Raw genomic sequence first — 19769 nt, forward strand, 5'->3', positions numbered from 1 at the left:
TATATACAACAAAAATCAATCGAATTATCAATTAATCCTTAGCCCATTCAAAACAAGATTCAGCAACCCATTGAGGTAAATATTTTTTTATTAATAGGGAGGGTAAATACCATGCATTACTTAACATGATCATGGTATTTACCTAGTTACAACAAGGAAACTCTATACAATCCAAGCTACCTTCAACCACTATTAGCTTAATGAGACTATTAATGAAAAAGCCAATCCGTCGGGAGGGCGCAATATCAAACATCCGATTATGTCAAAGATATAAAACACCTTTCATTGACGTGTAAAACATTGAAACAGAGAAAACACATAACACTAAAGAAGCAAGACGATAAAACAAATCGGGTTTTAAAATTCCTTTTCCGAACTTTCCTACATATAGCATTTTCCCAACCCCCACCCAAATCAGGGAAACGGGTAATAACGCACAAACAAAAACCGTCATGCATGGAATGTATTCTGACCACAAAGTAAATGCAGTAAGAGGAAATATATATGTAGCAAACACAAAAGCCTTAGGATTCAGCAATGTGGCAAATAATACCGTGATAAAATGGATTTTTACTACATTCTTGTCTAATGAGAAATGCCAAACTTTAAAAGCTAGATAAGCAATGTATGTCGAAGCACACATCTTTAAGACGACCAGTGACCATACGAAAGCATGAGAGACTGTAGATAAAAATAACCCCCACAAACTAATTGCTGTTATATAACCCAATGCCTCAGCTAATATCAGCCTGAGTGTACTAATAAAACCATGTGAATATCCAGATGATACCAAAAGAGTATTTGTTGGTCCCGGCATAATTAAGACCATACTCACCATACTGGCAATTCTTATATAATCGTAGTAACTATTCATAGTATCCTCAGTGGCTGTTATACATAATAATTAATTATTTGAAATATAATAGGAAATTTTCAGTAAAAAATTTCATCACACCCCCCATCTCTTTAAATTAACAATAATAAGTTACGGTCATTAAATACCATTACTTTCACTTAATAGCTATTAGGTTCGTCTTTTCTCTCAATGTTAGTAATCTCAATAACTCCAATTCAGTAATAAAATATACAAAAAACCTTTCCTAATATAGGCAACAAAATAAAATAATTACAGAAAACAAAAACTATTTCACTAAATGATCCTTCTGAGTTATCAATCATCGCCAAAGTTTCGCTATCTAAATTAGCATCATAAAACACTAATCTACATTTCAATACTATACAAAAAATATGAAATTCCGTATTAACCTCGGGAATACTCCTAAAATATAGCAGCTCCAATCCATATATAACTAATATCATTTCTATATATGGCCGATATCATTTCAATATATAAAGAATATCATTTCAATACACAGCTAGTATCATTTCAGTATATTACTAATAAAGGAGTATTCTCTAGCTAATCATCTTGATTATAATTAGTAAAATCAACAATTGAGAAATCAGTTCCAAGATTTTTAAAAATTGTGATTTTAGTCCAAATTCTTCCTTTAGCTAATCCCTATTACAATAAACAGAAAAATTAGGTACATAATCAAATCAGCATGAACCGGATTGGTGATTTTAGCAGTATCTAGCTATATTAGAAATGCGCCGTCACACGCAATTTTTATATAAAAAACAACAATATAAGTTAAATATAAAAAACAAATATAAAATTTTATTTTCATATTATTGCTATCTGAATGATATAAATATTCTATTCTAGGACATTTTTAAATGTTATTTGAATTTATTTAAACAGATATATAAATAAGAATAAAATACTTTGCCTTTTATAAATTAGACGAAATATCATTACTGTCAATAAAATAAACTCTAACTACCATTTATAATCTTAATAAATGATTTTATAGCTAAATTTCGGCACCTCATTAATTTACACGGTGCCGAAATTTTAAAATTATCGTTCCCAGTAAGATTCTTCCAAACTATCTTCTTTTTCGGGCAAACCACGGCTTAATCGTGGGGAATGCTGACTCAATACCTGATAGCTAACTCTGTTGGCATATTTACATACCTGAGCAAGTGATGAATATGTTAGATAAGTACGGATATGTTTACTGGAATTAGGCACATTCATTCTGTGGTGATTGTTGGCCGTTATATCATGCAGCAAAGCAGATAAAGCACCATCACCTGCCCCATTGGTATTCATGATTTTTTCTGGCCCCCCCATATAAGGTTCAATATGGGAATAAACTTTCATCGGGATTTGGCAATCAGATTTACGCATAGCACGGCTGAACTCATAACGGTTAAATTCAGCAATAGCACCCGGTAACAATGGATGGGTTGTCTGACGCATATAATCTTTTTCCGTATAACCTGCCATATATAATCCAGCCGGACCTGCGGTACACAAAACTAAATCGACCCAATCTAGTGCCATATCCGAAGCCAATAGTGGATCACTGAAACCAGTAAGCTCATAAGCTTCATCTTCATTCATTGCCAGAACAGAAATATTCTCAACCAGAAAATCACGCCACCATTGTGGATCATCAGCAATAACATATTTCGTCCCTAGCGTCAGAACCACAGGTACACTATGCTTTTTCGCATATTCGATAGCTTTCATGGTTGCTTCTGGCATTAGTTCTCCCGATTTACAACGAATCAAGTAAGCAGTTAATACCAAAGCAGAAGCTTCAGCAATAATCTTCTCAGGAATACTTTCCGGTTTAAGTTGATTCATTTGCCCAGGACTGATGGCAAAAGTCCGCTCACCATTTTCCGTTACTAACGTAAAACAGCGACCAATTGCCCCGTTCACTCCCTGTAAATAGTTCAGATCAGTACGGCTAGACGTGTTACATAAGTAGCGGTAAGCATAACTGCCAATCTGAATATTACTACACATAGTACCCAGTAAGACGGAACGATCATCGGCAAGAACTGAGTAATTATGTAAAGTATTACCAATAGTGCCACCAGCAAACTCGTGGCTAATAAGATTATTATCAGTAAGTTCTTTATACAGGGTTTCAGCTACATCATCTTCAATAACTAATGAATGCCCTTGGCTGAGGTTATAGCGCTGGATAAAATCTTCATCTACTTTCGCCTCAATATCCACTAATGTCTGATCGATACCAACGATATAAGCTCGGTTATTCTCACCATCCATCATCTCTTTAATTGGCTGGAGTAAAGGATCACGCAGACTGACGGGAAAATAGTGTTTTGATTTACGTTTACCAGGGAATTTCATTTTTGATTGATGCTATAACGCCAAAAGGTGCAGCATATTAGCACAATAAAAACTGACAGGCAGCAAATGTCACTACGACATTTACTGCCAAGGAAAACTTAAGCCGCTTGCTGACGACTACGTACCATATGACGAATTAGAACAGACACCACAGCCAAGATCAGCCCAAGAAAAGCACTGCCTATTAAGATAAGTAGACGCTTCGGTGAATCTTTCGCTGTCGGCTCATAAGGAGCCTGCATATATCTAAATGGTTGGAAGTTAACTTTATCTACTTTAAGTGCTTTCAGCTGTTCTATATAGAACAAACGGTTACGTAAGTCAGCATCAATCAAGGTGGGATCTTTTATCTCCTCTGTAATTTGCAACTTACGTTGTAATGCATCAGCCCCCAAAGCAATGGAATAATCTGGATCGTCTTTGATCATTGCTCCTTCACTGGAAATAGGCTTTTTAATTCCTGCCGAATTAGCGATAGATAATGCATGTTTCAATCGCTCAATATTAGCTTCCTGTATATTATTCACACGGTTTAAATCAACGTTATATAAACCTTCAGAGTAATTAAGCTTTTGTTTTACTATATCACTTAATTCACTCTTCACCTGTTCATGGACAACAGACGACGCATAGTCAATATAGCCATTTAACAGATTATATGCATCTTCTGCGGTTCCGGCACTGAAAGTCAATTTAGTTTCACCATTTTCATCATCTTTTTCCGCTTTTGAAGAAGATGAAATATTATCATTCACAATCTTTTCAATAAGTTTTCTTTTTGCAAATGGTGAATGATCACCTGATTCAGCCACCAGATTTTTAAAATATTCTGTATTAACCAGATATTCTTCACGCAAAACCCGTGAATTAAAATTATTTAAAAAATTATTATACAGTGACGATGAAGTTACTGATGGTTGTAAACTTAAAACCTCTAACTTAGTCAGGAGATCTCTAAGTGGTTGTATCTCTTCAAGTTGAGGCTTAACAATAGAAGCCGAACTGCTCCACTTTTGTGGCATCAAAGATGCTGCTACAAAGCCAATAACAGCAAAAAGGATAGTAATAGTGATAATCAATAACTTTGATTGAAATAAAACAGAGAATAACTCAAACAAATCAATTTCATCATCTTGTTTTGAATTGTAATAATTAAAATATTCTTCACTGAAATTAGTGTCTTTAATCGGTTTATTACTCATTATTTATATCCAAATCCAAATATGCTGTTACTAATTGATATACAAAACATCATCCCACTAAGCCTATAGGTTAATTCCCATTTACTCTGAAACAAGTATGGCAGTTCCACTAGGCTGGTATCTGTGTAGCAATATACCTTAAAAAGCCAATGAACCCTAATGATAGATTAATCCTATCACTATTCATTCCTGTTTCTGACAAACCTGTTGACCAACTCTTCAAGTAGTAAAATATGACTAGCGTTGTCGTTAAGCGCCGGAATATATTCAAATTTTTCCCCACCTGCATTAAGAAACATCTCTTTATTTAGCTGTTTTATCTCTTCCAGCGTTTCCAGACAATCAGACGAAAAACCAGGGCAAAGTACCTGAATATGTTTTATTCCCTGATTAGGTAGAGTTTGCATCGTTTGATCTACGTATGGTGTCAACCATTGCTCACGACCAAAACGTGATTGATAAGCCATCATTACCTGCTCTGCCGGATAATTAATTGCTTGCTTTAGCAATCGTGTTGTTAACTTACACTGCTCAGCATAAATATCGCCCGTATCAACAAAACGCTGCGGAATGCCATGATAGGAAAGCAATAATCTGTCTGGTTGACCATGCTTATCGAAACTCTGCTCAATAGTTTCTTTCAATGCAGAAATATAAGCCGGATGATCAGCATAACTACGAATAAAGTGAATCCCAGGAATAGTTCGGTATTTTTGCAATACCAGACTAACACCATCAAATACAGCCGCAGATGAGGAACCAGAATATTGGGGATAAAGTGGTAAAACAATCAGCTGCTCAACATTCTGCTTAAGTAAGTTGTCAATCGCTTGTTCAAGAGATGGAGAACCGTAATTCATTCCCAGTTCAACAGGTATGTCAGCAAGTCTTTCTGCCAGTAATTTCTGTTGCCGACGGCCATATACTAACAGAGGAGAACCTTCATCAGTCCAAATTTTCTGGTATAACTTTGCTACACGTGAGGAGCGGAAAGGCAAAACAAAACCATATAATATTGGCTTCCAGATAAATCGAGATAAATCTATGACTCTTTTATCGCTAAGAAACTCAGCTAAATAACGTCTTATAGCCGCAGTTGTCGGTTTATCAGGAGTGCCGAGATTAACTAATAAAACACCAAATTTACCGTTGTTCATTATGTCGATCCTTCATTGTTTCGCTAGTGAAAACCCTAGCATAATAAAATACAGATGAAAATCATGTTTATCTACGAAAACAATGAGGAAAAATCGACTAATTTACCTGATACAGTAAATAAATAATATAGGATAAGGCGACTTATTAGTCGCCCTCTAAGAATCATTCAGGTTGATTAATCCAAAATTTTAGATAATTCTTCACTAATCTCAGATACCTTACGAGTACCATCAATTCTAAAATATTTGGTATAATCTGCCTCTGCTTCTTTTTGATAGTAGGACACTAAAGGTGCTGTCTGTTGATGGTATTCAACTAAACGTTTACGCACGATATCTTCGTGATCGTCTTTACGAACAGTCAGCTCTTCACCCGTAACATTATCCTTGTTTTCCACTGCTGGCGGATTAAATTTAATGTGATAAACACGGCCAGATGGCGCATGTATACGGCGCCCAATGATACGTTCAATAATGAGTTCATCGGGAACATCGAATTCCAAGACATAATCAACATTAATACCCGCTTCTTTCATTGCATCAGCCTGGGGGATAGTACGGGGGAACCCATCCAGCAAGAAACCATTGCGGCAGTCATCTTGTTTGATGCGCTCTTTGACCAAAGCAATAACCAGTTCATCAGTAACCAGCTTACCATGATCCATCAGCGCTTTTGCTTTTAAACCCAATTCTGTGCCAGCCTTAACCGCAGTACGCAACATATCACCAGTAGAAATTTGAGGGATCCCATATTTCTCCACGATAAATTGCGCCTGAGTCCCTTTACCGGCGCCCGGAGCGCCCAGCAGAATGATACGCATTGCGTAAATCCCCTTGCTAGTTAGTTTTTATATTTTGAGAAAACGAGCCACCATACCATTTAGCATGGGGTTCGCTCAAGGAAACAGGTAAACGATTTCGTGATATTTTTCTGTAAAAATAAACCACGCCCCATCTCATTATCGGAGGCGTGGTTTCCAATCGTCACAAAAAAATGATTAAATCAAGCTTTCTCAGACAACAATAGCTGATTCATACGGCGAATAAACTGATTTGGGTCTTCCAACGTGCCACGCTCAGCAAACAATGCCTGATCAAGCAACAGTTCAATCCAATCCGCGAATTGAACTTCATCACTGATATCAGCAGCCAGTTTTACCAACTGATGATCAGGATTCAGCTCAAAATTGTACTTAACGTCCGGCACCTGTTGACCAGCCGCAGCAAACAATTTCGCCATCTGCGTGCTCATTTCATCCACATTTGTTGTGACAATTGCTGGAGTATCAGTCAGACGGTGAGTCAATTTAACCTCTTTTACTCGATCGCCAAGCAATGTTTTTACACGCTCAACAAACGGCTCCAGCTGCTTTTCAATTTCTTCCTGTTCGGCTTTGTTTTCATCTGCCAGTTCATCCAGGGATTCATCGGCTTTACTGACTGACTGGAATTTTTTACCATCAAAATCAGTGAGGTATCCCATCATCCATTCATCAATGCGATCTGACAGTAACAGAACTTCAATACCTTTCTTACGGAACAACTCCAGATGAGGACTGTTTTTCGCCGCAGCATAACTGTCTGCGGTGATGTAGTAAATCTTATCCTGACCTTCCGTCATCCTACTAACATACTCTTCCAGAGAAACTGTTTGTGCCGAGCTGTCATTATGAGTAGAAGCAAAACGTAGCAATTTAGCGATAGCTTCTTTGTTGGTACTATCCTCTGCCGGGCCTTCTTTCATTACCAGACCAAACTGTTGCCAGAATTGCTGGTACTTTTCTGCATCATCTTTCGCCAGTTTATCCAGCATCTGTAATGCACGTTTGGTCAATGCATTACGTAAATTACGGGTAATAGAATTATCTTGTAAAATTTCACGGGAAACGTTCAGTGGCAAGTCGTTGGAGTCAATCAAACCACGGACAAAGCGTAAATAGTTCGGCATAAACTGTTCCGCATCATCCATAATAAACACACGCTGGACATACAATTTCAGCCCGTGCTTATGCTCACGGTTCCACATATCCCACGGAGCCTGAGATGGAATATAGAGCATGCTAGTATATTCCTGTTTACCTTCTACGCGGTTATGGCTCCAGATCAGCGGATCAGTAAAATCATGAGAAATATGTTTGTAGAACTCTTTATACTCATCATCTGTAATTTCAGATTTACCACGAGTCCATAAAGCTTGAGCTTTATTAATCTTCTCCCAAGTTACTGTATCCTCTTCACCCTCTTCTTCGCTCTTATTTTTGGTTTCAATTTCAACCGGCAAGGCAATATGGTCAGAGTATTTACTGATAACAGAACGCAAACGCCAGTCATTCAGGAATTCATCTTCTCCTTCACGTAAATGAAGGGTGATCTCTGTACCACGGGTTTCTTTTTCAATATCGGCAATCGTGTAATCGCCTTCACCAGCAGATTCCCAGAATACGCCCTGATCAATTGAAGCGCCGGCAGCACGAGTACGTACAGTGACTTTATCAGACACAATAAATGCAGAGTAAAACCCAACACCAAACTGACCAATTAACTGGCTGTCTTTAGCCTGATCTGAACCAATAGATTCCAGAAAAGCTTTTGTTCCTGATTTAGCGATTGTTCCAAGATTATCAATAACTTCATCACGAGTCATACCAATGCCATTATCACTAATCGTAATGCTTCTCTTTTCTTTATCAAAAGAAAGACGAACGCGTAGTTCACCATCATTTTCATAAAGTTTTGGAACAGATAATGCGCGGAAACGTAATTTGTCAGCAGCATCGGAAGCGTTTGAGATTAGTTCACGAAGGAAAATCTCTTTATTGGAATAGAGTGAATGGATCATTAATTGCAGAAGTTGTTTTACTTCAGACTGAAATCCACGGGTTTCCTGACCTTTCATACTCATTTATTACCTCAATCTAAATCCAGTTCAGACAGACAAAATCAGACGATAATATGCAGATGGGGATAAATAAGTTGAATTTCAAGTTTGATTATCCAAAAGAATTATGAAGTAACTTTTGATCATAGCAAAATGGATTAAAAGGCATGCGCCACATAGAATGTAGCGCCTCAAAACCTTTACGACTTGCTCTAACCAGACTACAACATATTCGGTCACAACTCGACAAAACCGTAAGGCATTAACAGAAGATTAATAAGTAATCTTCTGCCGCCCAGCAAGTGAATGGGACAATGTTGTACCATCTACCATCTCAAGTTCACCACCCACCGGCACACCATGAGCAATACGGCTTGCTGTTACACCATACTGAAAGCATATCTCTGCGATATAATTGGCAGTGGCCTCTCCCTCCACTGTTGGATTAGTCGCCAGAATCACCTCTGAAATCTCCTCAGTGGAGAGACGATCCTCAAAACGATCTAAACCAATATCCATTGGACCAATGCCATCTAATGGGGATAAATGCCCCATCAATACAAAGTAACTCCCGGCAAACTGCCCAGTTTGTTCAATAGCATGAATATCCGCTGGACTTTCAACCACACAGATTTGACCATTTTGTTGACGGCGTGGATTAGCACAAATCGCGCACTGTTCCTGTTCGGTAAAAGTCCGGCAATATTTGCAGTGTCCAATTTCTGACATTGCTCTGGTCAATGCCTGAGCCAAACGCATTCCACCACTGCGATCACGCTGTAGCAGATGAAAAGCCATCCGCTGTGCAGACTTAGGGCCAACCCCTGGCAAACAGCGTAATGCTTCCATCAAGGATTCAAGGAGAGGACTGGTTTGCATCAGAATGGCATCTTAAAGCCTGGCGGCAATTGCATCCCACTGGAAATGCCTGCCATTTTCTCTTTCTGAGTTTCTTCAATACGACGGGCTGCGTCATTGAATGCGGCAGCAATCAGGTCTTCCAACATCTCTTTGTCATCTTCCATCAGGCTTGGATCGATCTCAACACGACGGCAATTATGAGCACCATTGATAGTCACTTTAACCAGACCTGCTCCCGATTCCCCCGTCACTTCTAGATTGGCGATCTCTTCTTGCATTTTCTGCATTTTGTCCTGCATTTGCTGGGCCTGTTTCATCAAATTGCCCAAACCACCTTTACCAAACATAGATTTCTCTCTTCGCTATGGCTACATCGTACAACAAGGTACAGATCGCAGCATGGTTAAACCGGTCGGATACTGTCTTCATCCAATTCAGCATCAAATACCTGCCGCAATGTTTGAATAGTTTTATCCGCAATAATTGATTGGCGAGCTTGTGCCAATTTCTCTTCATAAATGGCTTGTCGCCACTCCAGCGGAGTTTTCTCCGCAGGATTATCATCTTCAATAATACTGAATTCAACTGTTACGCCGTACAACTCGCTTAAAGCCTCCGCTAATGACTTTTGTGTGAAAGCGGAATTAAGGTGACGCTGGCTCGAACGCAAATGTAAACGGATATTATTTTCACTAACCTGTTCTTTGAATGCATTTAATGCCAATTGCTGCACCAGTTTAGGAATTTTAAGTTTACCAACTTCTGCGGCCCATGCATCTCTCTGTTTAGATTCTTCCGTTAATTTCTCTGCCAGTTCTGGTGTTTTCTCATGTTCCAAAGCTGTTCTTAAAGCCTTTGGTGTGGCCACATGAGTTTCTGTTTTCTCCTCAATATTCTTGGCACGCCAACGGTAAGCTTCTTTTTTCTCAGACTTGTTTTCCTGTTTTTTATCTATTGATGACTGAGGTCGCTGTCCTGACACTGCGGCAAACCGTTCCAATGCTGAAGTTGCTGACTTCATCTTAACAGGCGTAGCTGATTCAGGTTTTTTTGTCGACGTTTGCTCTTGCTGTCGGGATAACACATTCCTTGCTTTCAGCAACTGCGCTGTTGGGCTTGATGCAAGCGCCTGAGGTATCTGGGGTTCCGACTGAGCAGTTCTATCCAATTGTGCCGGTTCATTAATATAATTAGCAGGTGGCACATCTCCCTGATCACTATGTTTCGGCTGTGCTGTAACTGATGGTATAACCGCAGGATGTACTACCGGTGCCGCAACCTCTTCAATAACTGTTTTCGGATGAAATGCCAAGGCTCTGAACAGCGTCATTTCAACACCCATCCTGCGCTCCGGTGCATACGGTAAGTCCCTACGACCAATCAGCAAAGTTTGATAATAAAGTTGCAAATCTTCCGGTGAAACAGCTTTTGCCAATATCCGCAAACGGCCTTCAATTGATGAAGAAGCGATTTCTGGCTGAGAAGGTAACAGCTGGAGCATTGCAATACGATGCAGCAATGCAAGAATTTCTACTAACAAATCCTCCCAATCAGCCCCCCGTGAAGCGACTTGTTCCACCAATGCCATAACCTGCTGACCGTCAGCTCGAATCAATGCTTCAATAATTGATAACGGCTGTTCATCATCTAAAGTTCCTAGCATCAAGCTGACTATTTCAGTCGTCACCAAGCCTTGTCCGATAGCAATAGCCTGATCTGTCAGACTCAATGCATCACGCATGCTGCCATCAGCAGCACGAGCCAATAGCTGACGAGCGCGGTTATCACTCTCTATATGTTCAGCTTTAAGAATACGCTCAAGCTGAGCGCTTATTTGACCAATATCCAGCGATTTGAGATGGAATTGCAAGCAACGGGAAAGAATAGTCACTGGCAATTTTTGCGGATCAGTCGTTGCCAGTAAAAACTTCACATGTTCAGGCGGCTCTTCCAACGTTTTCAATAATGCATTGAAACTGTGGCGGGAAAGCATGTGGACTTCATCAATCAGGTAGACTTTAAAACGCCCACGAGCCGGAGCATATTGCACGTTATCTAGCAATTCGCGCGTATCTTCAACTTTAGTACGGGAAGCCGCATCAATTTCAATTAAATCGACAAATCGCCCCTGTTCAATTTCAAGGCAATTAACACATTTACCACAAGGCTTATCAGTAATACCTGTTTCACAATTTAGCCCCTTAGCAAACAAACGGGCGATCGTTGTTTTCCCAACACCTCTAGTGCCAGAAAATAAATAAGCGTGATGAAGCCGGCCATGGGCAAGACCATTAGCTAACGCAGTCAGGACATATTCCTGGCCAATTACATCAGAAAATATTTGTGGGCGCCACTTACGGGCAAGTACCTGATAGCTCATTGATACCGGAAAAATCGAATACAGTTGGGTATCATGCTAACACAGCCTCACTACAGACAGCGAGGCCGATATGTTAGTAATACAAAAATAAGCAGATTAATGATCTGGGAATTCAAGTAGAGTAAAACTACTTACACCTTGTCTTTGCAGGCGCTCAACACCACCTAAGCCAAGCAAACCAATAATAAAAGCCGCTTCAGAAACCTCACCACCTAAACGACGGATTAAACGAACAGTGGCTTCAACCGTACCACCCGTTGCCAGCAAATCATCAATAACCAGCACCTTATCATTTTCTCTTACGCTATCCTTATGCATTTCCAACGTATCAGTGCCATACTCCAGATTGTACGTTTCACTCAATGTTTCCCGAGGTAGTTTGCCCGCTTTACGAACAGGAATAAAACCAACACCAAGGCGTAACGCAACCGGGGCTCCAAACAGAAAACCGCGAGCTTCAGTGCCAACTATTTTTGTGATGCCTTTGTCCTGATATCGCTCCACCAGAAGATCAATTGTTGCCTGGTAGGCAAGAGGGTTATCCAATAAAGTGGTAATATCACGAAAAAGAACCCCTGGTTTTGGATAATCAGGAATAGTTTCAATACTGTCTTTAATAAATTGCAGTTGCTGCGCATTTGCGGTCATAATCGGTGCCAATGAGTAGAACACGAAGGTGCTAAAATCTATTCAAACTGATAGAAAAAATCAACTAATGAACACACACCAGCCTACTTTTTGTCGTCCCAGATTAATTCTGCTTCGCAAGGAATAACCATTTTAAGGTATAAATGAATACGCAGCCGTTATTAAATTTACTCGAAAAACAGGTCGATATACTGGCGGAAGAGATAGCACCATTAGCAGACACACCATTCTCTACTGCCCGGTTTGATCAGGCTTTATTTAACCGACACAGCGATAAACTCCGTGGTTATCTACAAGAAGTCAGGCACAACATGGAACAACTCAAAGAGTGTGTGCAGGATCACCGAACCGAACAGGTCGCATTTCTGACTGAACGCTTAGTTGCCCAAATAGAAGCATTAAGGCGTGAATTGTCTACCCAGTCATTGAGAAAAAAAGAGAACCGATTTGAACATAAACAACAAACTACTGACCTGTATCACAAACTGGCTGAACATCAGGATTATGAACGCCGCCTGCTCGCAATGATCAATGATAGAGAGCTAAAATTGAATCAACAAACTACACTTAATCATCAACAAAAAATACAGAAAGAAATCGCGGCATTAGCCGGAAGACTAGCACGTTGCCGTCAATCTCTGACGCGAATTGAAAAATCAATCGAATACAAAGAGAACATGGATTAACGATTCAGATGAGGAATGCTTTATGTCAGTCGAACACGCACCACCCGAAGTTCAACTTGCTGTTGATCTGATCTATTTACTGGAATGCAATGAAATCGCTCCTGAAATCGCACTCGCCGCACTGGAAATAGTCAAACACGACTATCAAGCAAAATTAGCGAAGCAATCACAGTCGACGAAGGAATATTGAACGATTTACTTCAAACACCTTAATAGATATCTTGATCGATACTATAAAAGATTCACGTTTGTCTTAAGTATGTGATCATACATTCATATCAATATCAGCCTTTGCTAAATTTCAAACGGCTTTATATCGTCACTCGCTCTTTCCACTATTTCGTTTAAGAAACGTTGAAGAATAATCATCCGCAGCAATTCGAGTGCAAAGCGGTTCCCATTCACAGCCTATACAAGCAGATCTTATGATCCCACGATTGAAAGCCCATCGCGCCTGTTTTAAATAGGTTTCATCAAGCCTCAGCGTATGACCTATCTCAATTGGTCGGCCCATAAGAGAACCAACAGCTTCCAAAGCTCGACTATCCCGGATAATAACACTCTTGCCAAAACAATGAGGTTCATCCTCTCCAAGCAAAGGAATACATATGTCATCCGGTCCTGCCACAATCAAGATATCTTCGTCCCGAATTCGAGGAATAATCCTATTGTAGTTTTCAACAAAACTAGGGGAGTATCCGTTGCCCGCATAGGTAAGAATACACAAGAGGTGATGACCTCTCAGGGATATTGCCATGAGTTACGCTCCTGAATGTGATCAAGTGTTGCATTTTTATACAATCAATGCTATATGATTGATACTGACCATCAATAGATCAATTTTTCTAATATAAAGAAAATCGGCTAGGAATCGACTATTATGTCGTCACGGTGGGTATCAAACGAGCTTGTCAAATTATCATCAGAGAGCTTGCAGGCAATCATAGATAACAAGATTCCAGCAGCAATGATAGATGATTTTGCAACGCCAAAAGAAACAGAACAACTTTCGTCTGCGATACTGAGCATGAAGGCAAAGCCATATGAATTTGGAAGACCGGGGTGTTATTTGGGAAATCCACTCGCTCATTACCGTGATCGGCCAAAAGAGCAATATTTTGCTCAAGTTAGCGCAGCTGAGCAAAATCGCACCCAAATTACTCATCAAGCTTTTGATCCCGTTGCTCGATTTATACGATACATCAATCACGATACAAATTTCAGCATTTCAGTCGCAGAAGAACCGGAGTTTGGCCCCTATTTTGCCGGTATCACCCGGATTATCTCCGGTGGCTCGGATCTACATGTGGACTACGCACCTACTTTTACGAAAGGAAATTTAGTTGTCGGGGATATATCGACTCAGCTTGCTTGGAACCTCTATGTTTTGTCTCCCTCTCAGGGAGGAGAAACCGTGATCTATAATCAACCATTCAAGAGCACTGTGGTTGATAAAACATACAAACCATATGATAGTTCCCTATTGGTTGATTGTGAATCTTTCACTTTTCGACCTCAAATTGGCTCTGTCGTCATTTTCAACACGAGCAACCCTCATATTGTCCTGCCTGCGAGCAGCAATCGAATTGCAACAGGCTCCTTCATCGGTGTATTAAATGAGAAAACGTTGATCTTATGGTCGTAATATATTTCAGTAAGATTCTTGGAATCTAAACATGAAGACTACCTTTTCTTACTCTACCGCCATTCTATATGCTGTGACGATTATCACCGGGGGAACATCGTGGTATGCCGCAAAACTGCAATTGACCGATATTTCACCTGTAATATCCCTGATTTACCGTTTTGGGTGTGCATCGGTACTGCTGCTTCTGCTTGCTATAATTTCACGGGAAAGGCTCAAACACACCTGGCGTGAGCACCTCTCTTTTGCCGCACTTGGAGCATTCGGATTCGCTATCGCATTCTTGCTGATTTACAAAGCGGCGGCCTTGATCACCACCGGTTTAATCGCCCTCACCTACTCTTCAGTCATATTATTCAACTCTATAAACGCAATTCTCTTCCTACGGCAATCGATTTCATGGTCAGTGCTGGTAGGCGCTGTAGTTGGGCTAACTGGGGTAATTTTAGTCTTTAGTCCAGAATTTTTAAATAATGAATGGAATTGGACAGGATTCGGTTACGCAATCGCAGCAACCCTGACATTCTCATTTGCTAACATTTCCGCAGTTCAGTTACAGAGAAAAGGTGTCACTGTTCTGCCAATGACCGGGATTTCTATGGGATATGGCACCATATTCTTGCTCAGCTACGCCTTTTTGACCAAGCAAGCGTTTGATTTTGATCTATCACCAGCCTATGTAACATCTCTATTCTATTTGATCCTGTTTCCTTCGGTAATTGGGTATACAACTTACTTTGCCGTTGTTGGTCGCTTGGGGGCTGAACGAGGAGCTTATACCATGCTTCTCGTTCCACTCGTAGCCTTAACGATCTCCAGCGTTACAGAAGGCTATCGTCCAACCATTTGGGCCATAATTGGCACAATGATGACACTTAGCGGTAACTATTGGGTAATCACAAACAAACATCAACCCACGACAAAAACTGACACTTAAGAACGCGGTTCAAGAGTGGGGTAAGCCCGACGAACCGTTTTCGCAATCAAAATAACCAGTACGATTTTAATAATATCTCCCGGTATGAACCCAATTGAACCTACGGCTGCTTGCCAGGTGCTGATATTAGCAAATACAGCAATCCACGGGATACCAATTACATAAACAACCATAATTCCACCAAAGACAAGAAATACAGCTTCTTTAAAGATATTCAGTTTTGCAAGATTTTTCTCATACAAATAGCCGATAACAAAAGCGGCAATCGGCCATGCCAAAATAAAGCCACCACTTGGACTGAGAAATACACTCAATCCTCCCCGCCCTCCAGACATTACCGGTAATCCAACGGAAACAAACACACAAAAGAGCAACAATGCTAATCCACCCCGTTTCGCACCAATAATGGCACCAGCAAGCATTGCTCCCATTGACTGCGCTGTTATCGGAACGCCCACAACGGGAAGTGTCAGTGGCGGAAATAAACCCAGTGCTACGGTTAAAGAGGCAAATAGTGCTATATAAACAATATCTTTGGTAGACATTTAATCCCCCTTTCTTTTCGATAAAGCCACAACCTCTGTTTTACTTGCTGCTTGATTTATTTCTGTCAAATTCTGGATCATAGGACCTAGCTTCAATAGCGGCAGAAATATCGTCTGCCATTTTGAGCATCCGCACAATAACAGGAACTGCAATTGCAATGACACTCTTATCAAGGCCTCTTGCTTTCTGCGCCTCCCGCACTTCTTCTGTAATTGACGCCAGAACAGGGATAAACCGCAAAGCAAGCGATAGAGCCAAACTCACTTTTCCAGGATTGATGCCAAGATAGTACAACCACCCAAGACCCTTTTCCAATGCGTCGATCATATCAGAAGAGCGAGTAGTGAGAGTGACCAGCGAGGCCAGCAATAAAAGAGAGGTAAGACGAACTATTACAAGTACACCTGTGGTCCAGTGGTGTAAAAACAATTGGACTATGAAAATAAGCGCGAAGATCCATAACGCCGGCCGTAATTGCATCCAAGCAGTTTTTAATGAGATTTTGGCTAACAAGTATAAAAGTACGATTCCCGCCAATGCCGCAGCAGAAAGATCGATACGTGGAATAACGAAAAGCAATGTTCCGAGAATGAGCAAAGAAATAATTTTAAGCCCAGGACTAACTCGATGCACAAATGATGAACCAGGATTATATCCAGACAGGCTCATAACATCATCCTTACGTATTCAGGGATAGCAATAGAGGGGATGTCATCAACAACGACACGACCCTCATCAAAAACCAGAACACGATCAAATCCCACTAGAAAATCAAGGTCATGAGAAACTACAATCACAGTTTGAGATAAGTTATCGATTGCTTCGGCAACACGGCGCTTATTTCGTAAATCCAGCAAGGTTGTAGGCTCATCGAAAATAATGTAATCGGGCTCCATCACAAGAACACCGGAAATCGCAAGGAGTTGTTTCTGACCACCACTTAAAAGATGGGCAGGATGCTCCCTAAATTGAAGTAAATCATAGCGTGAAAGGGCCTCCTGAGTTCTTTGTCGAATCTTATCCTTGGTAAACCCGAGATTTTTCATGCCAAAGGCTAAATCTTCCTCAACGACTGGAAAAACGATCTGATTGTCAGGATTCTGAAATACGAAACCAACCTTACGTCGGATCGCTTTACCTTCCGTTCTAGTATTCAGACCATCCACCAAAACATCACCACTTTTCGGTACCAACAATCCATTAAGAAGGCGTGCGAATGTACTTTTGCCGCAACCATTACTACCTATGATGGCAATGCGTTTTTCCTTAAGCTGCAAATTTAATTCTTTCAATATTACTCGCTCGCCATAGGCATGCGTCACATTTCGTATTTCCAACATAGATGGTTATCCGTTCTCTTTCCGAAAAGAATCAGTACATTTTACACAGTCAAAATCTTCAGCATTTACCTTAGGCTACAGCCTGTCTTCAGTCTCTTCCTTAACAAAACCGGCAACAGTATCTGATATTAGAAATAATTTCAGCTCAGTTTCTCAGTCTAATCTCTTATATAACAGCAGATAAACAAAGAGCATAAGATAATGACTTTTTGCCATTAGCCACATTGTTAGCAATTACCAAAATAGAATTCACCTTAATTTTCCTCTATATTCTAGTTCTTCATTTTTCAGTGACTTTCATATGCTCACTATATTTAAGCATATCGATAAAACTATCCACTAACGACTCGGCTTCCTTCTGAATATCAAAACTATCTGGTGCAAATAGCCAATTTTCCAATAAGCCCGTTATCAATCCTCTTAACATGATAGCCGCTCGCCGTAGATGAAGATTATAAGGAAGCTGACCTGACGCAATACAGCCGGAAAGAGATGCTTCAATACGAACATAATCTGCAACACACAGCTCCTGACGGACTTCCACCAAGGCAGACATTTCACCAACAAACTCACATTTGTGGAAAAAAATCTCCATTAATAGCCGGTTTTTCGGATCATCAGTGACCGACGTCAGGATATGGATGATTAACGTTCTTAAAATCAGGAGTGGATTATTAGGATATTTTGCTTGATACTCTTTCTCTAATTCGTCAATCTTAGAATCTGTTATTTTACAAGCTTCGGAAAACAGGTCTACTTTATTTTTAAAGTGCCAGTAGATTGCCCCTCGGGTTACTCCAGCCGTTGTGGCAATATCTGTCAGTGAAGTAGCCGAGACACCGCGCTCAGAAAACTCTTTTATAGCTGCGTCTATAATCTGCTGCCGGGTCTCCTCAGCCTGTTGTTTAGTTTTTCGTGCCATACACTCTAATTTTAACCTAAAATGGATTTACATACATTCACGTATGTTTGTATTATAGCATGCTGTTGTTAATGGAGTAATGGTTTTACGGATTGAAGGGTCAACATCTAAAAATATTGAGGTTTACTTATGCGAATAAACAGGGGAGTCTTGCCTCTGGCTACAGTACTGGTACTCTCAGGCAGCTTAGCTCTTTCAGGATGTAACGACAAAGACTCTCAGCAAGTTGCTGGGAACCAACAGGCTCCTGAAGTCGGTATCGTGACGCTGAAAACTGAACCTCTGATGGTCACGACGGAACTTCCAGGCCGAACATCAGCCTTCCGCATTGCAGAAGTTCGTCCACAAGTAAGTGGTATAATTCTGAAACGAAATTATAAAGAAGGTAGCGATGTAAAAGCAGGCACTTCTTTATATCAGATAGATCCAGCAACTTACCAAGCTGACTATGACAAAGCTAAAGCTGATTTGGCAAAAGCTCAGGCTAATGCAGAGATCGAACGCTTGACAGTGAACCGATATAAATCACTGTTAGGTACAAACTATGTTAGTCAACAGGAATTTGATAAAGCCAGCGCCGACTATGCACAAGCGAATGCTATAGTACAGGCAGCAAAAGCGGCCGTAGAGACCACCCGTATCAATTTGGCATATACCAAAGTTACAGCACCGATTAGTGGTCGTTCCGGCAAATCTACTATAACTGAAGGCGCTCTAGTTTCTGTTGGTCAACCAACAGCACTGACAACTGTTCAACAACTGGATCCGATTTATGTGGATGTCACTCAGTCAAGTGATGATTATCTGCGTCTTAAAAATGAAATCGCCAAAGGTATTGTGCAGAAAGGGGACAATAAGGCTAAAGTTCACCTGATCATGGAAAATGGTAAAAACTACAGTGAAACAGGTTACTTGGAATTCTCTGATATTACTGTAGATGAAACAACAGGCTCTATCACTATCCGTGCAATATTCCCTAACCCGAATGAAGAACTGCTTCCAGGTATGTTTGTTCGTGCAAAACTGGAAGAAGGTATTCGCCAGGATTCAATACTGGTTCCTCAGCAAGGAGTTACCCGTACACCTCGTGGTGAAGCTACTGTCATGGTGGTTGGTGCAGACGAAAAAGTCGAACCGCGCATTATCACTGCCAACCAAGCTATTGGTGATAAATGGCTAGTAGCTTCCGGTCTAAAAGCAGGTGATCGGGTCATCGTTACTGGTTTGCAAAAAATTAAACCCGGCACCCCGGTTAAAGCAGAAGAAGTGGACTTAAATGCAAAATCTGCTGCGAACCAAGCTGAACCTGCGAAAAAGTCTTAATTTAGGAGT

20 protein-coding genes are annotated in these 19769 nt (G+C 40.5%); 5 read left to right on the plus strand and 15 right to left on the minus strand.

Features of this window, described 5'->3' with window-relative positions; genetic code table 11:
• Positions 1-262: 262 nt before the first annotated feature.
• The 10 genes from LG003_RS14175 to apt all read right to left on the minus strand — a co-directional run bounded on the left by LG003_RS14175 (position 263) and on the right by apt (position 12361).
• Positions 263-874 carry a LysE family translocator gene (locus LG003_RS14175; RefSeq protein ID WP_112877962.1) on the minus strand — a complete coding sequence of 204 codons (612 nt, stop codon included), beginning with the start codon at positions 872-874 and terminating at the stop codon, positions 263-265.
• Between the two features lie 1050 nt (positions 875-1924).
• Positions 1925-3235, minus strand: a complete 1311-nt coding sequence (locus LG003_RS14180; protein ID WP_112877961.1) for an inosine/guanosine kinase — start codon at positions 3233-3235, stop codon at positions 1925-1927.
• Between the two features lie 98 nt (positions 3236-3333).
• Complete coding sequence (gene wzz(fepE), locus LG003_RS14185; RefSeq protein ID WP_112877960.1) at positions 3334-4437, minus strand: LPS O-antigen length regulator Wzz(fepE); 1104 nt, start codon at positions 4435-4437, stop codon at positions 3334-3336.
• Between the two features lie 179 nt (positions 4438-4616).
• Positions 4617-5594 (minus strand): ferrochelatase, encoded by a 978-nt coding sequence (gene hemH / locus LG003_RS14190; RefSeq protein WP_262981012.1) that lies wholly within the window; start codon positions 5592-5594, stop codon positions 4617-4619.
• A gap of 176 nt (positions 5595-5770) precedes the next feature.
• On the minus strand, positions 5771-6415 hold the full coding sequence (gene adk / locus LG003_RS14195) for an adenylate kinase (RefSeq protein ID WP_262981013.1): 645 nt from the start codon (positions 6413-6415) through the stop codon (positions 5771-5773).
• Positions 6416-6597: 182 nt separating this feature from the next.
• Positions 6598-8490 (minus strand): molecular chaperone HtpG, encoded by a 1893-nt coding sequence (htpG, locus tag LG003_RS14200; protein WP_192881019.1) that lies wholly within the window; start codon positions 8488-8490, stop codon positions 6598-6600.
• 255 nt (positions 8491-8745) lie between these two features.
• Positions 8746-9351, minus strand: a complete 606-nt coding sequence (gene recR / locus LG003_RS14205) for a recombination mediator RecR (RefSeq protein WP_112877956.1) — start codon at positions 9349-9351, stop codon at positions 8746-8748.
• A complete protein-coding gene (locus LG003_RS14210; RefSeq protein ID WP_049582543.1) occupies positions 9351-9680 on the minus strand; it encodes a YbaB/EbfC family nucleoid-associated protein in 330 nt (109 codons plus the stop codon). The genes recR and LG003_RS14210 overlap by 1 nt, the downstream gene beginning before the upstream one ends.
• A gap of 56 nt (positions 9681-9736) precedes the next feature.
• Complete coding sequence (dnaX, locus tag LG003_RS14215; protein WP_112877955.1) at positions 9737-11713, minus strand: DNA polymerase III subunit gamma/tau; 1977 nt, start codon at positions 11711-11713, stop codon at positions 9737-9739.
• A gap of 96 nt (positions 11714-11809) precedes the next feature.
• Complete coding sequence (gene apt, locus LG003_RS14220) at positions 11810-12361, minus strand: adenine phosphoribosyltransferase (RefSeq protein WP_112877954.1); 552 nt, start codon at positions 12359-12361, stop codon at positions 11810-11812.
• Between the two features lie 143 nt (positions 12362-12504).
• On the opposite strand from apt, the gene priC reads away from it, so the two are divergent.
• Both priC and rsmS read left to right on the plus strand, forming a co-directional pair.
• Positions 12505-13047: a primosomal replication protein PriC gene (gene priC / locus LG003_RS14225; protein WP_112877953.1), complete on the plus strand. Its 543-nt coding sequence runs from the start codon at positions 12505-12507 to the stop codon at positions 13045-13047.
• Between the two features lie 22 nt (positions 13048-13069).
• Positions 13070-13237 carry a pleiotropic regulatory protein RsmS gene (rsmS, locus tag LG003_RS14230; protein WP_074524823.1) on the plus strand — a complete coding sequence of 56 codons (168 nt, stop codon included), beginning with the start codon at positions 13070-13072 and terminating at the stop codon, positions 13235-13237.
• Positions 13238-13366: 129 nt separating this feature from the next.
• On the opposite strand, the gene LG003_RS14235 is transcribed toward rsmS, so the two are convergent.
• On the minus strand, positions 13367-13804 hold the full coding sequence (locus tag LG003_RS14235; RefSeq protein ID WP_112877952.1) for a DUF1284 domain-containing protein: 438 nt from the start codon (positions 13802-13804) through the stop codon (positions 13367-13369).
• A 123-nt stretch (positions 13805-13927) separates the two neighbouring features.
• Between LG003_RS14235 and LG003_RS14240 the strand changes: the two genes are divergently transcribed.
• The gene (locus LG003_RS14240) at positions 13928-14692 is read left to right on the plus strand and encodes a 2OG-Fe(II)-dependent halogenase WelO5 family protein (RefSeq protein WP_262981014.1); all 765 of its coding nucleotides are present in this window, start codon (positions 13928-13930) and stop codon (positions 14690-14692) included.
• A 31-nt stretch (positions 14693-14723) separates the two neighbouring features.
• On the plus strand, positions 14724-15629 hold the full coding sequence (locus tag LG003_RS14245; protein WP_262981015.1) for a DMT family transporter: 906 nt from the start codon (positions 14724-14726) through the stop codon (positions 15627-15629).
• Here the strand turns inward: LG003_RS14245 and LG003_RS14250 are convergent.
• From LG003_RS14250 to acrR, 4 genes are all read right to left on the minus strand, one after another.
• Entirely contained in the window at positions 15626-16174 is a 549-nt protein-coding gene (locus LG003_RS14250) for a biotin transporter BioY (protein ID WP_112877949.1), read from the minus strand. The genes LG003_RS14245 and LG003_RS14250 overlap by 4 nt on opposite strands.
• A 40-nt stretch (positions 16175-16214) precedes the next feature.
• Positions 16215-16844 carry an energy-coupling factor transporter transmembrane component T family protein gene (locus LG003_RS14255; protein WP_112877948.1) on the minus strand — a complete coding sequence of 210 codons (630 nt, stop codon included), beginning with the start codon at positions 16842-16844 and terminating at the stop codon, positions 16215-16217.
• Complete coding sequence (locus tag LG003_RS14260; RefSeq protein ID WP_112877947.1) at positions 16841-17515, minus strand: energy-coupling factor ABC transporter ATP-binding protein; 675 nt, start codon at positions 17513-17515, stop codon at positions 16841-16843. The genes LG003_RS14255 and LG003_RS14260 overlap by 4 nt, the downstream gene beginning before the upstream one ends.
• A 280-nt stretch (positions 17516-17795) precedes the next feature.
• Entirely contained in the window at positions 17796-18437 is a 642-nt protein-coding gene (acrR, locus tag LG003_RS14265; protein WP_112877946.1) for a multidrug efflux transporter transcriptional repressor AcrR, read from the minus strand.
• A gap of 129 nt (positions 18438-18566) precedes the next feature.
• Here acrR and LG003_RS14270 point away from each other — a divergent pair, with 129 nt between their 5' ends.
• Complete coding sequence (locus LG003_RS14270) at positions 18567-19760, plus strand: efflux RND transporter periplasmic adaptor subunit (RefSeq protein WP_262981016.1); 1194 nt, start codon at positions 18567-18569, stop codon at positions 19758-19760.
• Positions 19761-19769: the final 9 nt, after the last annotated feature.

The sequence above is a fragment of the Photorhabdus kleinii genome (assembly GCF_025384885.1).
GTDB lineage: Bacteria > Pseudomonadota > Gammaproteobacteria > Enterobacterales > Enterobacteriaceae > Photorhabdus > Photorhabdus kayaii.

What these genes read in the sequence shown, in the direction of transcription:
- htpG (WP_192881019.1), bottom strand. Translation starts at nt 8,490, where the DNA reads ATGAAAGGTCAGGAAACCCGTGGATTTCAGTCTGAAGTAAAACAACTT.
- recR (WP_112877956.1), bottom strand. Translation starts at nt 9,351, where the DNA reads ATGCAAACCAGTCCTCTCCTTGAATCCTTGATGGAAGCATTACGCTGT.
- LG003_RS14260 (WP_112877947.1), bottom strand. Translation starts at nt 17,515, where the DNA reads ATGTTGGAAATACGAAATGTGACGCATGCCTATGGCGAGCGAGTAATA.
- rsmS (WP_074524823.1), top strand. Translation starts at nt 13,070, where the DNA reads ATGTCAGTCGAACACGCACCACCCGAAGTTCAACTTGCTGTTGATCTG.
- LG003_RS14270 (WP_262981016.1), top strand. Translation starts at nt 18,567, where the DNA reads ATGCGAATAAACAGGGGAGTCTTGCCTCTGGCTACAGTACTGGTACTC.
- LG003_RS14250 (WP_112877949.1), bottom strand. Translation starts at nt 16,174, where the DNA reads ATGTCTACCAAAGATATTGTTTATATAGCACTATTTGCCTCTTTAACC.
- apt (WP_112877954.1), bottom strand. Translation starts at nt 12,361, where the DNA reads ATGACCGCAAATGCGCAGCAACTGCAATTTATTAAAGACAGTATTGAA.
- hemH (WP_262981012.1), bottom strand. Translation starts at nt 5,594, where the DNA reads ATGAACAACGGTAAATTTGGTGTTTTATTAGTTAATCTCGGCACTCCT.
- LG003_RS14240 (WP_262981014.1), top strand. Translation starts at nt 13,928, where the DNA reads ATGTCGTCACGGTGGGTATCAAACGAGCTTGTCAAATTATCATCAGAG.
- priC (WP_112877953.1), top strand. Translation starts at nt 12,505, where the DNA reads ATGAATACGCAGCCGTTATTAAATTTACTCGAAAAACAGGTCGATATA.
- LG003_RS14235 (WP_112877952.1), bottom strand. Translation starts at nt 13,804, where the DNA reads ATGGCAATATCCCTGAGAGGTCATCACCTCTTGTGTATTCTTACCTAT.
- LG003_RS14210 (WP_049582543.1), bottom strand. Translation starts at nt 9,680, where the DNA reads ATGTTTGGTAAAGGTGGTTTGGGCAATTTGATGAAACAGGCCCAGCAA.
- LG003_RS14245 (WP_262981015.1), top strand. Translation starts at nt 14,724, where the DNA reads ATGAAGACTACCTTTTCTTACTCTACCGCCATTCTATATGCTGTGACG.
- dnaX (WP_112877955.1), bottom strand. Translation starts at nt 11,713, where the DNA reads ATGAGCTATCAGGTACTTGCCCGTAAGTGGCGCCCACAAATATTTTCT.
- acrR (WP_112877946.1), bottom strand. Translation starts at nt 18,437, where the DNA reads ATGGCACGAAAAACTAAACAACAGGCTGAGGAGACCCGGCAGCAGATT.
- LG003_RS14175 (WP_112877962.1), bottom strand. Translation starts at nt 874, where the DNA reads ATGAATAGTTACTACGATTATATAAGAATTGCCAGTATGGTGAGTATG.
- adk (WP_262981013.1), bottom strand. Translation starts at nt 6,415, where the DNA reads ATGCGTATCATTCTGCTGGGCGCTCCGGGCGCCGGTAAAGGGACTCAG.
- LG003_RS14255 (WP_112877948.1), bottom strand. Translation starts at nt 16,844, where the DNA reads ATGAGCCTGTCTGGATATAATCCTGGTTCATCATTTGTGCATCGAGTT.
- LG003_RS14180 (WP_112877961.1), bottom strand. Translation starts at nt 3,235, where the DNA reads ATGAAATTCCCTGGTAAACGTAAATCAAAACACTATTTTCCCGTCAGT.